At 67.7% G+C, this 15629-nt stretch carries 15 protein-coding genes; 5 read left to right on the top strand and 10 right to left on the bottom strand.

Going from position 1 to position 15629, the window contains the following annotated elements; genetic code table 11:
* Positions 1 to 38 precede the first annotated feature (38 nt).
* From fabG to SY91_RS07765, 6 genes are all read right to left on the bottom strand, one after another.
* Entirely contained in the window at positions 39 to 788 is a 750-nt protein-coding gene (fabG, locus tag SY91_RS07790) for a 3-oxoacyl-ACP reductase FabG (protein ID WP_006476504.1), read from the bottom strand.
* Between the two features lie 36 nt (positions 789 to 824).
* On the bottom strand, positions 825 to 1757 hold the full coding sequence (gene fabD / locus SY91_RS07785) for an ACP S-malonyltransferase (protein ID WP_124477046.1): 933 nt from the start codon (positions 1755 to 1757) through the stop codon (positions 825 to 827).
* 82 nt (positions 1758 to 1839) lie between these two features.
* Positions 1840 to 2829 carry a beta-ketoacyl-ACP synthase III gene (locus tag SY91_RS07780; RefSeq protein ID WP_006476506.1) on the bottom strand — a complete coding sequence of 330 codons (990 nt, stop codon included), beginning with the start codon at positions 2827 to 2829 and terminating at the stop codon, positions 1840 to 1842.
* Positions 2830 to 3936, bottom strand: coding sequence for a phosphate acyltransferase PlsX (plsX, locus tag SY91_RS07775; protein WP_006476507.1), 1107 nt, complete (start codon positions 3934 to 3936; stop codon positions 2830 to 2832).
* Between the two features lie 129 nt (positions 3937 to 4065).
* On the bottom strand, positions 4066 to 4245 hold the full coding sequence (gene rpmF / locus SY91_RS07770) for a 50S ribosomal protein L32 (protein ID WP_006051932.1): 180 nt from the start codon (positions 4243 to 4245) through the stop codon (positions 4066 to 4068).
* A gap of 98 nt (positions 4246 to 4343) precedes the next feature.
* Entirely contained in the window at positions 4344 to 4979 is a 636-nt protein-coding gene (locus SY91_RS07765) for a YceD family protein (RefSeq protein ID WP_027805411.1), read from the bottom strand.
* Between the two features lie 230 nt (positions 4980 to 5209).
* Here SY91_RS07765 and SY91_RS07760 point away from each other — a divergent pair, with 230 nt between their 5' ends.
* Both SY91_RS07760 and SY91_RS07755 read left to right on the top strand, forming a co-directional pair.
* A complete protein-coding gene (locus SY91_RS07760; RefSeq protein WP_124477098.1) occupies positions 5210 to 5842 on the top strand; it encodes a Maf-like protein in 633 nt (210 codons plus the stop codon).
* Entirely contained in the window at positions 5839 to 6561 is a 723-nt protein-coding gene (locus SY91_RS07755; protein ID WP_011544932.1) for an SAM-dependent methyltransferase, read from the top strand. The genes SY91_RS07760 and SY91_RS07755 overlap by 4 nt, the downstream gene beginning before the upstream one ends.
* Positions 6562 to 6724: 163 nt before the next feature.
* On the opposite strand, the gene SY91_RS07750 is transcribed toward SY91_RS07755, so the two are convergent.
* From SY91_RS07750 to SY91_RS07735, 4 genes are read right to left on the bottom strand one after another with little or no spacing between them, the layout of a single operon-like run.
* Complete coding sequence (locus SY91_RS07750) at positions 6725 to 7717, bottom strand: S49 family peptidase (protein WP_023475865.1); 993 nt, start codon at positions 7715 to 7717, stop codon at positions 6725 to 6727.
* A gap of 12 nt (positions 7718 to 7729) precedes the next feature.
* The gene (locus SY91_RS07745; RefSeq protein WP_011544931.1) at positions 7730 to 8131 is read right to left on the bottom strand and encodes a Rieske (2Fe-2S) protein; all 402 of its coding nucleotides are present in this window, start codon (positions 8129 to 8131) and stop codon (positions 7730 to 7732) included.
* Positions 8128 to 8787 (bottom strand): HAD-IA family hydrolase, encoded by a 660-nt coding sequence (locus SY91_RS07740; protein ID WP_023475864.1) that lies wholly within the window; start codon positions 8785 to 8787, stop codon positions 8128 to 8130. Before SY91_RS07740 ends, SY91_RS07745 begins: the two co-directional genes overlap by 4 nt.
* A gap of 5 nt (positions 8788 to 8792) precedes the next feature.
* Positions 8793 to 9797, bottom strand: a complete 1005-nt coding sequence (locus tag SY91_RS07735) for an RluA family pseudouridine synthase (protein WP_011544930.1) — start codon at positions 9795 to 9797, stop codon at positions 8793 to 8795.
* A 719-nt stretch (positions 9798 to 10516) separates the two neighbouring features.
* Here SY91_RS07735 and SY91_RS07730 point away from each other — a divergent pair.
* The 3 genes from SY91_RS07730 to mobA all read left to right on the top strand — a co-directional run bounded on the left by SY91_RS07730 (position 10517) and on the right by mobA (position 15575).
* Complete coding sequence (locus SY91_RS07730; protein ID WP_023475863.1) at positions 10517 to 13684, top strand: Rne/Rng family ribonuclease; 3168 nt, start codon at positions 10517 to 10519, stop codon at positions 13682 to 13684.
* Between the two features lie 131 nt (positions 13685 to 13815).
* Positions 13816 to 14928, top strand: coding sequence for a GTP 3',8-cyclase MoaA (gene moaA / locus SY91_RS07725; RefSeq protein ID WP_043887334.1), 1113 nt, complete (start codon positions 13816 to 13818; stop codon positions 14926 to 14928).
* 11 nt (positions 14929 to 14939) lie between these two features.
* Entirely contained in the window at positions 14940 to 15575 is a 636-nt protein-coding gene (gene mobA / locus SY91_RS07720) for a molybdenum cofactor guanylyltransferase MobA (RefSeq protein WP_185921144.1), read from the top strand.
* Positions 15576 to 15629 lie beyond the last annotated feature (54 nt).

The following is a 15629-nucleotide window of genomic DNA, read 5'->3' as shown; positions in this document are numbered from 1 at the left end:
GAAAAACGGGATACGGCGCGGATGGTAAACGAAAACCGTTACGACATGTACATGCCGCCGTTCACGTGCAGCGTCGTGCCGGTGATGTAACCGGCCTGCGGCGATGCGAGGAACGCGACGGCATGGGCGATGTCCTCCGGGCTGCCGAGGCGGCCGAGCGGAATCTGGGTCTTGAGCGCGGCCTGCTGTTCTTCCGGCAGCGTCTTCGTCATGTCGGTATCGATGAAGCCCGGCGCCACGCAGTTCACCGTGATGCCGCGGCTGCCGATTTCACGCGCGAGCGCACGCGTCATGCCCGCGACGCCGGCCTTCGCGGCCGCGTAGTTGACCTGACCCGGATTGCCGGCCGAGCCGACCACCGACGTGATGTTGATGATACGGCCGCCGCGCGCCTTCATCATCGGGCGCAGCACCGCGCGCGACAGACGGAACACCGACTTCAGGTTGGTGTCGATCACCGCGTCCCAGTCCTCGTCCTTCATCCGCATCGCGAGCTGGTCCTGCGTGATGCCCGCGTTGTTGACGAGCACGTTCAGCGCGCCGAATTCTTTCACGGTCGCATCGATCAGCGCCTCGGCGGCGGCCGCGTCGTTGACGTTCAGCACCGCGCCGCGGCCCGTGACGCCCGCTTCCGCGAACGCCGCGGTGATCGCGGCGGCGCCCGATTCGCTCGTCGCCGTGCCGATCACCGTCGCGCCCAGGCGCGCGAGTTCGAGGGCGATCGAACGGCCGATGCCGCGCGACGCGCCGGTCACGATCGCAACCTGTTTATCGAGAGTCTTGTCCATGAATCGAATATCCGTTGCTTGGGAAAAGGCGCCGCGTCAGGCGGTCGCGAGCTTGAGCGCTTCGTCGAGCGAAGCCGGATCGAACACCGAGGCGCCGACCAGATTGCCGTCGATGCGCTTCGTCAGGCCGGCGAGCACCTTGCCCGGACCGCATTCGATCACGTGCGTGACGCCCGTGCCGGCGATGTGCCGCACGCACTCGACCCAGCGCACCGGGCCCGCGGCCTGGCGCACCAGCGCATCCTTGATCGCGGCCGGATCGCTGACCACGGCGACGTCGATGTTGTTGACGACCGGAATCTGCGGCGCCTTCACGTCGACGTTCGCGAGATAGTCGCGCAACTGATCCGACGCCGGCTTGAGCAGCGACGAATGGAACGGCGCCGACACCGGCAGCGGCAGCGCGCGCTTCGCGCCCTTCGCCTTCGCGATTTCGCATGCCTTTTCGACCGCAGCCTTGCTGCCTGCGATCACGACCTGCGCGGGCGCATTGAAGTTCACCGCTTCGACGACGCCTGCTTCCGCGGCTTCGGCGCATACCGCGCGTACCGTTTCGTCGTCGAGGCCCAGGATCGCGGCCATGCCGCCCTGGCCCACCGGCACGGCCGTCTGCATGGCCTGCGCGCGGAAGCGCACGAGCGGCACCGCGTCCTTGAACGCGAGCGCGCCGGCCGCGACGAGCGCCGTGTATTCACCGAGGCTGTGGCCGGCGACGATCGACGGCGCCGGGCCGCCTGCCTGCTGCCACGCGCGGTAGCACGCGTACGCCGCGGCCAGCATCACGGGCTGCGTGTTGGTGGTCAGGTTCAGCTCTTCGGCCGGGCCTTCGGCGATCAGCTTGCCGAGATCCTGATTGAGTGCATCGGATGCTTCCTGGAGCGTCTCGCGCACGACGGCCAGATCGGCGAATGCGTCGAGCATTCCGATCGCCTGCGAACCCTGCCCCGGAAAAACGAATGCAAATTTCATATCGTCCCCAATTGAATCGATTCGGACGGCGCGCACGAACGGCGCGCCGATGGGACCCGCGCGCGGCAATGCGCGCCGCGGATCAGAAGCGGAAGACCGACGCGCCCCAGGTGAAGCCGCCGCCGACGCCTTCGATCAGCACGTGCTGGCCACGCTGGATACGGCCGTCGCGCACCGCGGCGTCGAGCGCCAGCGGGATCGACGCAGCCGACGTGTTGCCGTGCTGGTCGACCGTCACGACCATGCGCTCCTGCGGCAGGCCGAGCTTGCGGCAGGTGCTGGTCATGATGCGGATGTTGGCCTGGTGCGGAATCAGCCAGTCGATTTGCTCGGGCGCGAGATTCGCCTTCGCGAGCGCCTCGATCGCGACCTTTTCGAGCACGTTGACCGCGAGCTTGAACACGGCCTGCCCGTCCATGTGCAGGAACGCGCTGCCGTCGATCACGCCGCGATTGACGTTGCCCGGCGTGCACAGGATGTTCGAGTAGCTGCCGTCCGCGTGCAGCGCGCTGCCGAGCACGCCCGGCTCTTCCGACGCGGACAAGATCACCGCGCCCGCGCCGTCGCCGAACAGCACGCAGGTCGTGCGGTCCTTGAAGTCGAGAATGCGCGAGAACGTCTCCGCGCCGACGATCAGCGCGGTGCGGTGCTGGCCGCTGCGGATGAAGCTGTCGGCCGTCGCCATCGCGTATGCGAAGCCCGAACACACGGCCTGCACGTCGAATGCCGCGCCGCCGTTCTTGATGCCGAGCTTGTTCTGCAGCAGGCACGCGGTGCTCGGAAACACGAAATCGGGTGTCGAAGTCGCGACGATGATCAGGTCGATCGACTGCGGATCGACACCGGCCGCTTCGATCGCACGACGCGACGCCTCGAGCGCGAGATCGCTCGTCGTGACGTCCGGTGCGGCGAAATGGCGCGCATGGATGCCCGTGCGCGCCACGATCCATTCATCGCTCGTCTCGATGCCTTCCTTCGCAAGACGATCGGTCAGCTGCTGGTTCGTGACGCGGTCGGGCGGCAGGTAGCTGCCCGTGCCGAGCACGCGGGAGTAGAGAGTCGATTGGGCCATTTATGCTTTAGAGGATTGCGCAGCGGAAGGTTCGGCGTGATGGCCTGCGGCCGGGCTTGCCTGGCCCGCGCCGCCCGCGTCGTGTTCGCCGTCGCCGAGCGACACTGAATTATCCGCCATCGCGCGCGCGAGGCGCTCCAGCACCCCGTTTTTGACGGCATCATACCCGCGTTTGATCGCCCACTCAAACGCGTAGGCGTCGGCCGACCCGTGGCTCTTGATCACGAGGCTCTTCAGCCCCAGCAGCGCCGCGCCGTTGTACTGGCGGTGGTCGACGCGCTTCTTGAAACGCATCAGCACGGGCAGCGCGAGCAGCGCCATCAGCTTCGACATCAGCGAGCGGCCGAACTCCTCGCGGATGATGTCCGACAGCATCTGCGCGAGCCCTTCCGACGTCTTCAGCGCGACGTTGCCGACGAAGCCATCGCACACGATCACATCGACGGTGCCCTTGTAGATGTCGTTGCCTTCCACGTTGCCGCGGAAATTGAGCGTGCTGGCGCGCAGCAGCTCGCCTGCGCGCTTGATCGTCTCGTTGCCCTTGATGACCTCTTCGCCGATGTTCAGCAGGCCGATCGTCGGGCGCTCCTTGCCTTCGAGCGCGGCCACGAGCGCGTGCCCCATCTCCGCGAACTGCAGCAGGTGCTGCGGCTCGCAGTCGACGTTCGCGCCGAGGTCCAGCATCATCGTGTAGCCGGTCGGGTTCGGCAGCGCGAACGCGATCGCGGGCCGCTCGATGCCGGGCAGCGTCTTGAGTACGTAACGGGAAACCGCCATCAGCGCGCCGGTATTGCCGGCGGAGATGCAGGCCTGCGCCGCGCCTTCCTTGACGTGGTTGAGCGCGACGCGCATCGAAGAATCCTTCTTCTTGCGCAGCGCCACTTCGACAGGATCGTCCATCGCCACGACTTCGGTGGCGGGCACGATGGTCAACGCGGGATCGTCGAGGGCTTTCAGCTTCTTCAGCTGAGCGCGAATCGCGCTTTCGATGCCGACGAGCATCAGGTGCGCATCGGGATGCGCGCGGACGAACTTGACTGCCGCGGGAACGGTCACGGACGGGCCGTGGTCGCCTCCCATGCAATCGATTGTGAGCTTTACGGTCATGGAATGCGACGAATTTCAGGCACAAAAAAGCGGCAGTTGAATGCCGCCTTTTTGTTGAGCCAGGAAAGTGTCAAGCGAACCAGTTGTCACGCGAACGGCGAGCGTAGCGCGCAACGCGTGACTTGACGCTTAGTCGTTCTTCGTCTTGACGACTTTCTTGCCGCGATAGTAGCCGTTCGGGCTGACGTGGTGACGCAGGTGCACTTCACCCGTGCTCGGCTCGACTGCCAGCGGCGCTGCCGTCAGGAAATCGTGCGAACGATGCATGCCGCGCTTCGACGGCGACTTCTTGTTTTGCTGGACTGCCATGACTAACTCCTAAATAATTTTCCGGATTCTAACACAGCCCGATCCGGCGCTTAACTACCCTGGCCCAAAGCCCTTACGCCTTCCCGCGCCACAACTGCTTAGTGTTTCTTGGTGCCGTCACCGTCCTTCTTCAACGCTTGCAGCGCTGCGAACGGATTCGGCCGTTTGCCTTCGTCCCCGGCTTCGTCGGACTCTTCGTCCTCCTCTTCCGCGGGACCGCTCGCACCCGACACGAGGCTTTCGTGAACTGCCGGGCAAACCTCGTGCTTGGGCACGAGCGGCAACGAAAGCAGCAATTCCTCTTCGATCAAGTCGACGAGATCGAACTGGCGTGAGCCCACGATCACATCGGCTTCATCGTCGTCGAGCGGAAATTCTTCAGCTTCTTCTTCGGTCGCGACGACGCGGTACGTCATGTCCACGTCGAACGTCTGGTCGTACGGCGTCATGCAGCGCTGGCACGTGAGCCACGCGTGGCCATGCACCGCGAGGCGCAGATACGGCTGCTGCCCGTCGGCGCCGTCGTCCTGCAACTCCTTCTGCGTGAACCCTTCCGCCTGCCACGTGAAGACCGTGTCGCGATCTGGCGCGTCCGTCGGCACTTCGTTTAACATGCGCGGCAGTTGCGAGAGGTGTACCGCGCCAGCTGCCTGCCGCCCGCTGCGGGCGAACTCGAACAGGTCGACCGCGTGCGGATCGAGCGCCGCCGCAGGTTTGCCAGAAGAAGTGTTCATGTGCGCTCCTGCCTACAGGCTGACTTGCGGGATCCGGCTTGGCACCGCTCGCGTACGGCTCATCGAGGATGACGTACTTTACTTCCGAAGACCCGGCAGGCGCCACCACAACGGATGCCTGCCGACGAAAAGCGGGAAAGCATACCTGTTTTACCTTTTGCGGTCAATCACTTAAGCTTGCGTCCGCGCAACGCCGCGCCCCACCTGACGACTCACCGATCCAACCGACCATGCCGGATACCGTTTGCCGCCCGCCGCGGCTGATTCTTGCCTCCAGTTCCCGTTACCGCCGGGCGCTCCTCGAGCGCCTCGGCATACCGTTCGACGTCGTGTCACCCGATCTCGACGAAACCCCGCTGGCCGGCGAAACGCCGGCCGCGACCGCACTGCGCCTCGCCGGCGCGAAGGCGCGCGCCGTGGCCGCGACAATCGACGCGCCGGACGGCGTGCTTGTGATCGGGTCGGACCAGGTTGCGACCTTCGACGGCCACCAGATCGGCAAGCCCGGCACGCACGAGCGCGCGCTCGCGCAACTCGTGTCGATGCAGGGCCGCGAAGTCGAATTCCACAGCGCGCTCTGCCTGTACGACAGCCGGACGGACGACGCGCAGGTCGAAGACATCGTCACGCACGTGCGCTTCCGCTCGCTGCCCGAGGCCGAACTCGACGCGTACCTGCGCGCGGAAACGCCGTACGACGTGGCCGGCAGCGCGAAGTCCGAAGGACTTGGCATCGCCCTGCTCGATGCAATCGACTCGGACGACCCGACCGCGCTCGTTGGCCTGCCGCTGATCGCCCTCACGCGGATGCTGCGCACCACCGACTACCCGCTGTTTGCAACCACCCGTGGAGACCGCGCATGACCGCCGGCACGCTTTATCTCGTCCCGAACACGCTCGGCGAAGGCGACGAATCGATGCTCGCCGCCGTGCTGCCCGCCGCCGTGCAGGCGCGCGCCGGCACGCTCGGCTACTACATCGGCGAGAATGCGAAAACGACGCGCGCGTTTCTGAAGAAGATCGGCACGACGCGCCCGATCCAGGAAATCGAGATCAGCGAGCTGAACGTCAATACGCCGGCCGGCGCCATCGACCGGCTGCTCGCGCCCGTGCTGGCCGGCGCGGACGCCGGCCTCGTGTCGGAGGCCGGCTGCCCGGCCGTCGCCGATCCTGGCGCGCTGCTGGTACGCCGCGCGCACGAGCGTGGCGTGAAGGTCGTGCCGCTCGTCGGGCCGAGTTCGATCCTGCTCGCGCTGATGGCGTCGGGCCTGAACGGCCAGAGCTTCGCGTTCAACGGCTATCTGCCGGTCGATGCGGCCGCGCGCGCGAAACGCCTGCGCGAACTTGAGCAACTGTCGCGCAAGGCGCGCCAGACGCAGATCTTCATCGAAACGCCGTACCGGAATCACGCAATGCTCGACACGCTGGTCGCGACCTGCGCGCCGTCGACGCAAATCTGCGTCGCGGCCGATCTGACCCTCGCGACCGAGACGATCGCGAGCCGCACTGTGGCGGACTGGAAAAAGGCGCCTGCACCGAATCTGCACAAGCGCCCCGCGATCTTCCTGCTGCTCGCGAACTGATGCCGAGAACGGCGATCAGTTAACTGAAAGGCGGGCCGTCGCGGCCCGCCGATTGTCGCCGGTCGCCGGTCGCCGGTCGCCGGTCGCCGGTCGCCGGTCGCCGGTCGCCGGTCGCCGGTCGCCGGTCGCCGGTCGCCGGCCGTCAGCCGTCAGCCGTCAGCCGTCAGCGCAGGCTGACCGGCGCGCCGCCGGCCGTCAGCGCCTTCATCGCGGCGCCCCCGACGGCCGCGCCGAACTTGCGCGCGACGCGATTCGTCAGGCTTTCCTTCACCGTATAGTCGACCAGATCCGGCGCCTTCAGCACGTCACGCGCGACCGTGTCGGTCGTGCCGTAGCCGTCGGCGAGCCCGAGCTCGACGCTCTTCTCGCCGGTCCAGAACAGGCCCGAGAACATGTCGGGCGTCTCGTGCAGCCGCTTGCCACGACCATCCTTCACGGCCTTGATGAACTGCGCATGCACCTGGTCGAGCAGCGCCTGCGCGTGCGCGTCCATCTTCGGCGTTTCCGGCGAGAACGGATCGTAGAAGCCCTTGTTTTCGCCCGACGTATGCAGGCGCCGCTCGACCCCGAGCTTGCCCATCAGCCCGGTGAAGCCGAATCCGTCCATCAGCACGCCGATCGACCCGACGATGCTCGCCTTGTCGACGAAGATCTTGTCGGCCGCGGACGCGATGTAATAGCCGCCCGACGCACACATGTCGGTCACGACGACGTACAGCGGCTTGTCCGGATACTTGCCGCGCAACCGCCGGATCTCGTCGTAGACCATGCCGGCCTGCACGGGGCTGCCGCCCGGGCTGTTGATCCGCAGCACCACGCCGACCGTGCCGTCGTCGTCGAACGCGGCATCGAGCGCCGTGTTGATGTCGTCCGCGTTCGCGTTGACGCCGGCCGCGATCTCGCCGTCGATCGTCACGAGCGCCGTATGCCGCCCGCTCGACGAGAACTTCGAATCGCTGGAGAAATCGATCAGCGCGAACGCGAGCAGCACGAATACGCCGAGAAACGCGAAGCGGAAGAAGATCTTCCAGCGCCGTGCGGCACGCTGCTCCTTGACGGCCGCGAGCGCGATCCGCTCGAGCGCCGCGCGCTCCCAGCTCGGTTCACGGCTGTCGGGACGGGAGGAGGAATCCGGGGAATTCGGTTGGTCGGCCATGCAGTGATGTCGTCAGTCGGTCGTGGCGGGAGTGGCGGGATGCAGATCGGCATCGGGTACCCAGAATACCGCACGGCCGTCGGGCGTGTCGCGCTCGTCGACCTCGACCGGCCGCAGACGGCCGCCGCGGCACGGGCCGCCGACGCACTTGCCGGTATCCGGCGCGTAGATCGCGCCGTGCGTCGCGCACATCAGATAAAGGCCCGACGACTCGAAGAACTGCCCTTCGGCCCAGTCGAGCTCCATCGGCACATGCGCGCAGCGGTTCAGGTAGCCGTAAGCGCGGCCGTCGTAGCGCACGAAGAACACGACGGCCTGCTCGCCGCGCAGCGTCGCGTCGACCCGCACGCCGGCTCCGCCGTCGGTCAGTGCGGCCGATGCGCACACGCGCACGGCGTCCGGCGCCGCGCTCACGCGTGCTCCCGCAGCCAGGCGGCCAGCGCGCCGACGTCCGGCGCGACGAAGCGCGGCGTGAGCGCCGCCAGCGCATCGGCCGTATGCGCGCCGTACGCGACGCCGACGCCGGCTGCGCCGGCGCTGGCGGCCATCTGCAGGTCGTGCGTGGTGTCGCCGATCATCACGGTGCGCGCCAGATCCTGCCCCAATTCCCGCGACAACTCGTGCAGCATCGCCGGATGCGGCTTCGAGAACGTCTCGTCCGCGCAGCGCGTCGCGTCGAACCAGCTCGTCAGCTTCGACTGGTCGAGCACGCGGTTCAGCCCGACCCGCCCCTTGCCGGTCGCGACGGCGAGCAGGTAGCCCGTGTCGCGCAGCTCGGCGAGCAGCTCGCGCACACCGGCGAACAGCTCGATGCGCTGGTCGTCGAGCAGATAGTGATAGCGGTAGCGCTCGGCCAGCCGCGCGTAGTCGGACGGATCGAGGGTCGGCGCCGTGATCTGCAGCGCATCGCGCAGGCCGAGGCCGATCACGTAACGGGAAGCCTCGTCGGACGGCGTGGGCAGGCCGAGATCGCGGCATGCCGCCTGGATGCTGTGCGCGATGTGCGCAGTCGAATCCATCAGCGTGCCGTCCCAGTCGAAGACGATCAGGTCAAATTGCTGTCGAGCCATGCGGTTCAGGCGGTATCGCGCAATGCGCTGAGTTGATCGAGGAAGCGCCGGCATTCGGCCGGCAGCGGCGCATCGAACTGCAGCGCCTCGCCGGTCAGCGGATGCGCGAGCTTGAGGCGGTGCGCATGCAGGAACATCCGTTTGAGCGACGGCTGCGCGTTCGCGCGCGCCAGCGCCTTGTTCAGTGCGAAATCGCCGTACTTGGCGTCGCCGGCGATCGGCAGGCCGAGATGCGCGAGGTGCACCCGGATCTGATGGGTCCGACCCGTTTTGAGTTCCGCTTCGACGAGCACATAGTCGGGCCACCGATCGACGAGATTGAACACCGTATGCGACGCCAGCCCGTCGTCCTGCACGCGCACCCGGCGCTCCCCTTCCGGGGTCGAATACTTGAACAGCGGCGCCTTCACCGCGCGGCGCCGGCCCCAGTCGGGCTGCCATTCGCCGTGCGCGCACGCGAAGTAGCGCTTGTCCATCCGGTTCTCGCGGATCTGCTCGTGCAGGCCCACGAGCGCCGTGCGCTTCTTCGCGAGCATCAGGATCCCGGACGTCTCGCGGTCGAGCCGGTGCACCAGTTCGAGGAATTTCGCGCGCGGGCGCGCCTGCCGCATCTGCTCGATCACGCCGAACGCGACGCCGCTGCCGCCATGGACCGCGACCCCGGCCGGCTTGTCGATGACGAGCATCGCATCGTCCTCGTACAGCACATCGAAATTCGCGGGCGGCACGACCGGCGTGTCGGCACGCGCGAGGTCGGCCGCCGCCACGCGCACCGGCGGCACGCGGACGAGGTCGCCCAGTTCGAGGCGGTACTGCGCGTCGATCCGACCCTTGTTGACTCGCACTTCGCCGCTGCGCAGGATCCGGTAAATATGGCTTTTCGGCACGCCTTTACAGACGCGCAACAGGAAATTGTCGATGCGCTGACCGGCCGAGTTTTCGTCGATCTCGATCATCGATACCTGGCCGCTTGCGACCGAATTCTGGGATATTTTGCCTAACTCATTCATACTGAATATAATTTTGCCCAGCCTGACGTTGTGGGTGGCCTGTTCGGCCGGCCCCGGCTGAATCGGGCAAGGCGCAAGCGCAAACTGCTATTTTACTTGCGCCGGGGGTCCGCTGCTCACCCCTAATCAAAGAGAAGCAGCAAGTTGCACGCACGGCGCCGCCCGTCGGCAAGGATCGCGCCCACAGGCGGATTCGGTCGGCAAGGCGCCGCGGTAACGGAAAGTTGGTTGAAAAGAATTTGATCGGCAGCCCGACGGCGCGAAGTGCGTCCGCAGGCTGCCGGTTGCGAAAATTACGGCGTTGCGCCCGATTTGGCCCGCGAAGCGTGCGGGGCTTGGCGACGTCAAACCAGGGAAGTACACCCCAAGCGGGAAAGTCGGGCTGGATTCGATACTCCCCGCTGCGGCCCAAGCCGCAGCATCTGCCGCCCGTCGGCGCGCGCGACGCATTGCGCGCGCCCGTGGCAATGCCCGGACAGGCTTAGCGCGCTTTTGCAGCGTGCGGTGTGTGAACGCCGTGCTTTGAAGCCGTATTCGCAGGTGCCCTATGGCCGCCGGCCCCGTCTTTCGGGCCCAAGCGCCTCTTCAGGCAATTCTCCCCGCCAGCATTCCCGCTCCAGCGTGCTCGTGACAACACAACAAGGTGCGGCCTGCCGTCGTTCCCGCCCTCGCGCCTGACAACCGCGAGGCGCCGGCAGCGGAGCCGCCTGGAGTCGTTCATGAAACGCATGCTGTTCAATGCGACGCAGCAGGAGGAGCTGCGCGTCGCCATCGTCGATGGGCAAAAGCTCATCGACATCGACATCGAAACCGCCGGGCGCGAACAGCGCAAAGGCAATATCTACAAAGGTGTCATCACCCGTATCGAGCCGTCGCTCGAAGCGTGCTTCGTCAACTACGGCGAAGACCGCCACGGCTTCCTGCCGTTCAAGGAAGTCGCCCGCCAGTACTTCAAGGAAGGCATCGACATGCGCTCCGCGCGCATCCAGGATGCCCTGCGCGAAGGCCAGGAGCTGATCGTCCAGGTCGAGAAGGAAGAGCGTGGCAACAAGGGCGCCGCCCTCACCACCTTCATCTCGCTCGCCGGCCGCTACCTCGTGCTGATGCCGAACAACCCGCGCGGCGGCGGCGTGTCGCGCCGGATCGAAGGCGACGAGCGCCAGGAACTGCGCGAAACGATGGCGCAACTGCAGATTCCGGACGGCATGAGCATGATCGCCCGTACCGCGGGCATCGGCCGCAGCGCCGAGGAACTGCAGTGGGACCTGAACTACCTGCTGCAACTGTGGCGCGCGATCGAGGCCGCCTCGCAAAGCGGCAACTCCGGCCAGCCGATGCTGATCTATCTGGAATCGAGCCTCGTGATCCGCGCGATCCGGGACTATTTCCAGCCGGATATCGGCGAAATTCTGATCGACACGAACGAAATCCACGATCAGGCCCGCGCGTTCATGGACATCGTGATGCCGGACAACGTCGCGAAGGTGAAGCGCTATCACGACGACGTGCCGCTGTTCTCCCGCTTCCAGATCGAGCACCAGATCGAAACCGCGTACTCGCGTACGGTCCCGCTGCCGTCCGGCGGCGCGATCGTGATCGACCACACCGAAGCGCTCGTCGCGATCGACGTGAACTCGGCACGCGCGACCAAGGGCGCGGACATCGAGGAAACGGCCACCCGCACGAACCTCGAAGCGGCGGACGAAGTCGCCCGCCAGTTGCGCCTGCGCGACCTCGGCGGCCTGATCGTGATCGATTTCATCGACATGGAATCGGCGAAGAGCCAGCGTGAAGTCGAGCAACGCCTGAAGGACGCGCTCAAGCACGACCGTGCGCGCGTGCAGATGGGCAAGATCTCCCGCTTCGGCCTGATGGAGCTGTCGCGCCAGCGCCTGCGTCCGGCGCTGTCGGAAGGCAGCCACGTGACGTGCCCGCGCTGCAACGGCACCGGCCACATCCGCGATACCGAATCGTCCGCGCTGCAGGTCCTGCGGATCATTCAGGAAGAAGCAATGAAGGAAAACACCGCGGCGATCCACTGCCAGGTGCCGGTCGAGGTGACCGCCTTCCTGCTGAACGAAAAGCGTCAGGAAATCAACAAGATCGAGTCGCGCTTCAAGGTCGGCATCGTGCTGATCCCGAACAAGCACCTCGATACGCCGCACTACAAGCTCGAGCGCCTGCGTCACGACGACGCGCGCCTCGACGATCCGCGCGCGTCCTGGAAGATGGCCGAGGAAGCAGCCCGCGAGCTCGAGTCGGAAACCGGCTACAGCAAGCGTGCCGCCGAAGTGAAGCCGAAGCAGGAAGCCGCGGTCAAGGGCATCACGCCCGAGCGTCCGGCACCGAGCGCGGCGCCGCAGCGTCCGGTCGAGCCCGTTGCCGCCCCCGCCCCTGCGCCCGTCGCAGCGGCAAGCGGCGGTTTCATCGGCTGGCTGAAGGGCCTGTTCGGCGTGTCGCCGGCACCGGCGCCCGCACCGGTTGCTCCGGCACCGGCGAAGGAGCAGGCAGCCCGTCCGGCTCGCGAACGCACCGAAAAGACCGAGCAACGCGGCGGCGATCGCAACCGCAACCGTCGCGGCGGCGCCCAGCAGGGGCAAGGCGGCCGCGACCAGGCAGCCGCAGGCCGTGGCCAGCCGCAACGCCAGGAACGCGAAGGCAAGGAAGTGCGCGAACCGCGTGAAGGCCGTGAGCCGCGCGAGGGCCGTGAGCTGCGTGAAGGTCGCGAGGGCCGCGAAAACCGCGAAGGCCGCGAGAACCGTGAAGGTCGCGAAGGTCGCGAGGGCCGTGGCCCGCGCGAAGGTCGCGAGCCGCGTGAAGGCCGTGAGCCGCGCGAACCGCGCGAAAATCGCGAGCCGCGCGAGCGTGCCGAACAGCCGGAAGGCGGCGACGCAGCCGGCCGGGGCGAGCGCCAGGAACGCGGCGAGCGTCGCGAGCGCGGCGAACGCCGCAAGCCGACCCAGCATGCGGCCACGCTCGAGACCGTCACCCGCGGTGAAAACCATCCGGAACCGGAAACCGACAAGGCTGTTGCAGAAGCCCTGCCCGGCGCGGAACTGGCAGCCGATGCGGAAGCCGGCGCACGTGACGGCGAAGAACGTCGCCGTCGCCGTCGCGGCCGCCGCGGCGGTCGTCGCGAGCGCGAGGAAGACGGTGCAATCGACCAGGCCGAGCAAGGCGTCGAAGTCGAAGGTGAAGTCGCGGCGCAAGCCGTGACGCCGGCCGCACCGGTCGCAGCCGAACCGGCCCACACGGCCGCACCGGCAGTCGTCGCGGCCGTGGCCAGCGCGGTCGCCGTCGAAGCCGTCGTCGAGCAGCATGCCGCACCGGCCGCTGTCGAAGCGCAGCCGGCACCGGCACGCGTCGAAGCGGCTCCGGCCGCCCCGGTCGAGCCCGCCGTCGCCGTCCAGGCAGCAGAACCGGCACCGGTCGCACCGGTGATCGCGGAAGCGGGCCCGGCTCCGGTCGCGGTGTCGCCGACCGACGCGTTCGAAGTGCCGGCAACCGCGCCGGCCGCTGTCGAGGCGCCGCAAGCCGCGCCGGTCGAGCAAGCCGCTCCGGCCGCCGTGGCGATCGAAACCGCGCCGGTGGCAGTCGAACCGGCACCGGTCGAAGCCGCACCGGCCGAGGCCGTCGCTGCACCGGCCCCGGTACCGACGCCGGCTCCCGCCCCCGCACAACCGGCAGCCGCGCCCGCTTCGGCGAGCCTGGATGTCGTGCTGGAGCAGGCCGGTCTCGTCTGGGTGAACACGGACGCCGACAAGTTCGCGGCCGCGCAGGAAGCCGCATCGCGGCTCCCGCGCCCGGCCCGCGTGCCGCGCGAACGCAAGGTGCTGCCGCCGGCCGATACGGCCCCGATGCAGCAGGTCGAAACGACGCACCACTGAACGGCGCATCGCACGACCAGGAAAAGCCCGCCTCCGGCGGGCTTTTTCATGTCCGCGCTGCGGGTTTCCGCCCACCGGCCCCGCCGGCCGGTTGCGGCTAAAATAGCGGTCTGGTTCGCACTTCTTCCAACATGTCCCGACGCATCATTCCTCTCGCCGACGTCAGCGGGATGCCGGACGTCTCCGGCGTCGCGCATGCCCCCGACGGCACGCTGGCCGACACGTTCGCCAGGCCGCTGCGCGACCTGCGCATTTCGGTGACGGACCGCTGCAACTTCCGTTGCGTGTACTGCATGCCGCGCGCGGTGTTCGACAAGGACTACCCGTTCCTGCCGCACAGCGCGCTGCTCACGCACGAGGAAATCGAGCGCGTGGCGCGGCTCTTCGTCGCGCACGGCGTCGAGAAGATCCGCATCACGGGCGGTGAACCGTTGCTGCGCAAGAACCTCGAATTCCTGATCGAGCGCCTCGCGCGCCTGACGACGCACGCCGGCCGCCCGCTCGACCTGACACTGACGACCAACGGCTCGCTGCTCGCACGCAAGGCGCGCGCGCTGAAGGACGCCGGGCTCACGCGCGTCACGGTCAGCCTCGATGCGCTCGACGACGCGCTGTTCAAGCGCATGAACGATGCCGAGTTCGCGAGCGCCGACGTGCTCGACGGCATCTTCGCCGCACAGGCCGCGGGCCTCGCGCCGGTCAAGGTCAACATGGTCGTGAAGCGCGGCACCAACGACAGCGAGATCCTGCCGATGGCCGAGCGCTTCCGCGGCACCGGCGTGATCCTGCGTTTCATCGAATACATGGACGTCGGCACGTCGAACGGCTGGAACATGACCGAGGTACTGCCGTCGGCGGACGTCGTCGCACGTATCGCCGAACATTTCCCGCTCGTGCCGCTCGAGCCGCACACGGCGTCCGAAACCGCGCAGCGCTGGGGCTATGCGGACGGCAGCGGCGAAATCGGCGTGATCTCGAGCGTCACGCAGGCCTTCTGCGGCGACTGCACGCGCGCGCGGCTGTCGACCGAAGGCAAGCTGTACCTGTGCCTGTTCGCGTCGACCGGCCACGACCTGCGCGCACTCGTGCGCGGCGGCGCGAGCGATGCCGAGATCGCGACCGCGATCGCCCGCATCTGGCAGGCGCGCACCGACCGCTATTCGCAGCTGCGCGGCAGCGCATCGGCCGATGCCGCGCCCGACGGCGCCGGCAAGCGCGTCGAAATGTCGTACATCGGCGGCTGACGCACGCCGCTCTGTCCACCCCTGCGCACGATGCCCGCCCCGCCTCCCCGTCGATCGCCGGCCTGCTGCTCGCAGGCGGGCGCGCCACCCGCATGGATGGTGTCGACAAGGGCCTGCAGCTGCTCGACGGTACGCCGCTCGCGCTGCACGTGCTGCGCCGGCTGGCGCCGCAGGTCGACGAGACGCTGATCAGCGCGAATCGCCATGCCGATCGCTATGCCGAGCTCGGTGCCCCGTTTGACGCGCGCATCATCGCGGATGAAACGCCCGACTTCCCCGGCCCGCTCGCGGGCCTGCTCGCCGGCATGCGCGCGGCGCGCGCACCGCTGGTCGCGTGCTCGCCGTGCGATACGCCCTATCTGCCCGTCGACCTCGTCGCACGGCTGCGGGCAGCGCTCGACGCGCAGCAGGCGGACATCGCGATGGCCGTCACCATCGACGCGCAGCAGGTGTGCTCGCCGCAGCCGACGTTCGCGCTGCTGCGCACGTCGCTGGCCGACGACCTGGCCGCCCGGCTCGCGGCCGGCGACCGCAAGGTGCGTGCGTGGTACGCACGCCACAAGACGGTCGAAGTCGAGTTTCGCGACGAGCGTGCGTTTTACAATGCCAACTCCTGGCAGGAACTCGCCGCGCTGGCCCGTCGCTGACGGCCCTGTGCCGTTCCTGCCCGGCGCCCGCCACACGCGAAACCCGCGCCCCGG

The organism is Burkholderia cenocepacia (assembly GCF_014211915.1).
In the GTDB taxonomy this organism is placed as follows: Bacteria; Pseudomonadota; Gammaproteobacteria; order Burkholderiales; family Burkholderiaceae; genus Burkholderia; species Burkholderia orbicola.
This window is presented reverse-complemented; position numbering and strand designations above follow the sequence as displayed.

Coding starts and splice junctions, on each gene's coding strand:
- SY91_RS07735 (WP_011544930.1), bottom strand. CDS start 9,797: ATGAATGAGTTAGGCAAAATATCCCAGAATTCGGTCGCAAGCGGCCAG.
- SY91_RS07780 (WP_006476506.1), bottom strand. CDS start 2,829: ATGGCCCAATCGACTCTCTACTCCCGCGTGCTCGGCACGGGCAGCTAC.
- SY91_RS07740 (WP_023475864.1), bottom strand. CDS start 8,787: ATGGCTCGACAGCAATTTGACCTGATCGTCTTCGACTGGGACGGCACG.
- moaA (WP_043887334.1), top strand. CDS start 13,816: ATGTCCCGACGCATCATTCCTCTCGCCGACGTCAGCGGGATGCCGGAC.
- fabG (WP_006476504.1), bottom strand. CDS start 788: ATGGACAAGACTCTCGATAAACAGGTTGCGATCGTGACCGGCGCGTCG.
- SY91_RS07750 (WP_023475865.1), bottom strand. CDS start 7,717: ATGGCCGACCAACCGAATTCCCCGGATTCCTCCTCCCGTCCCGACAGC.
- plsX (WP_006476507.1), bottom strand. CDS start 3,936: ATGACCGTAAAGCTCACAATCGATTGCATGGGAGGCGACCACGGCCCG.
- SY91_RS07765 (WP_027805411.1), bottom strand. CDS start 4,979: ATGAACACTTCTTCTGGCAAACCTGCGGCGGCGCTCGATCCGCACGCG.
- SY91_RS07760 (WP_124477098.1), top strand. CDS start 5,210: ATGCCGGATACCGTTTGCCGCCCGCCGCGGCTGATTCTTGCCTCCAGT.
- rpmF (WP_006051932.1), bottom strand. CDS start 4,245: ATGGCAGTCCAGCAAAACAAGAAGTCGCCGTCGAAGCGCGGCATGCAT.
- SY91_RS07755 (WP_011544932.1), top strand. CDS start 5,839: ATGACCGCCGGCACGCTTTATCTCGTCCCGAACACGCTCGGCGAAGGC.
- SY91_RS07730 (WP_023475863.1), top strand. CDS start 10,517: ATGAAACGCATGCTGTTCAATGCGACGCAGCAGGAGGAGCTGCGCGTC.
- fabD (WP_124477046.1), bottom strand. CDS start 1,757: ATGAAATTTGCATTCGTTTTTCCGGGGCAGGGTTCGCAGGCGATCGGA.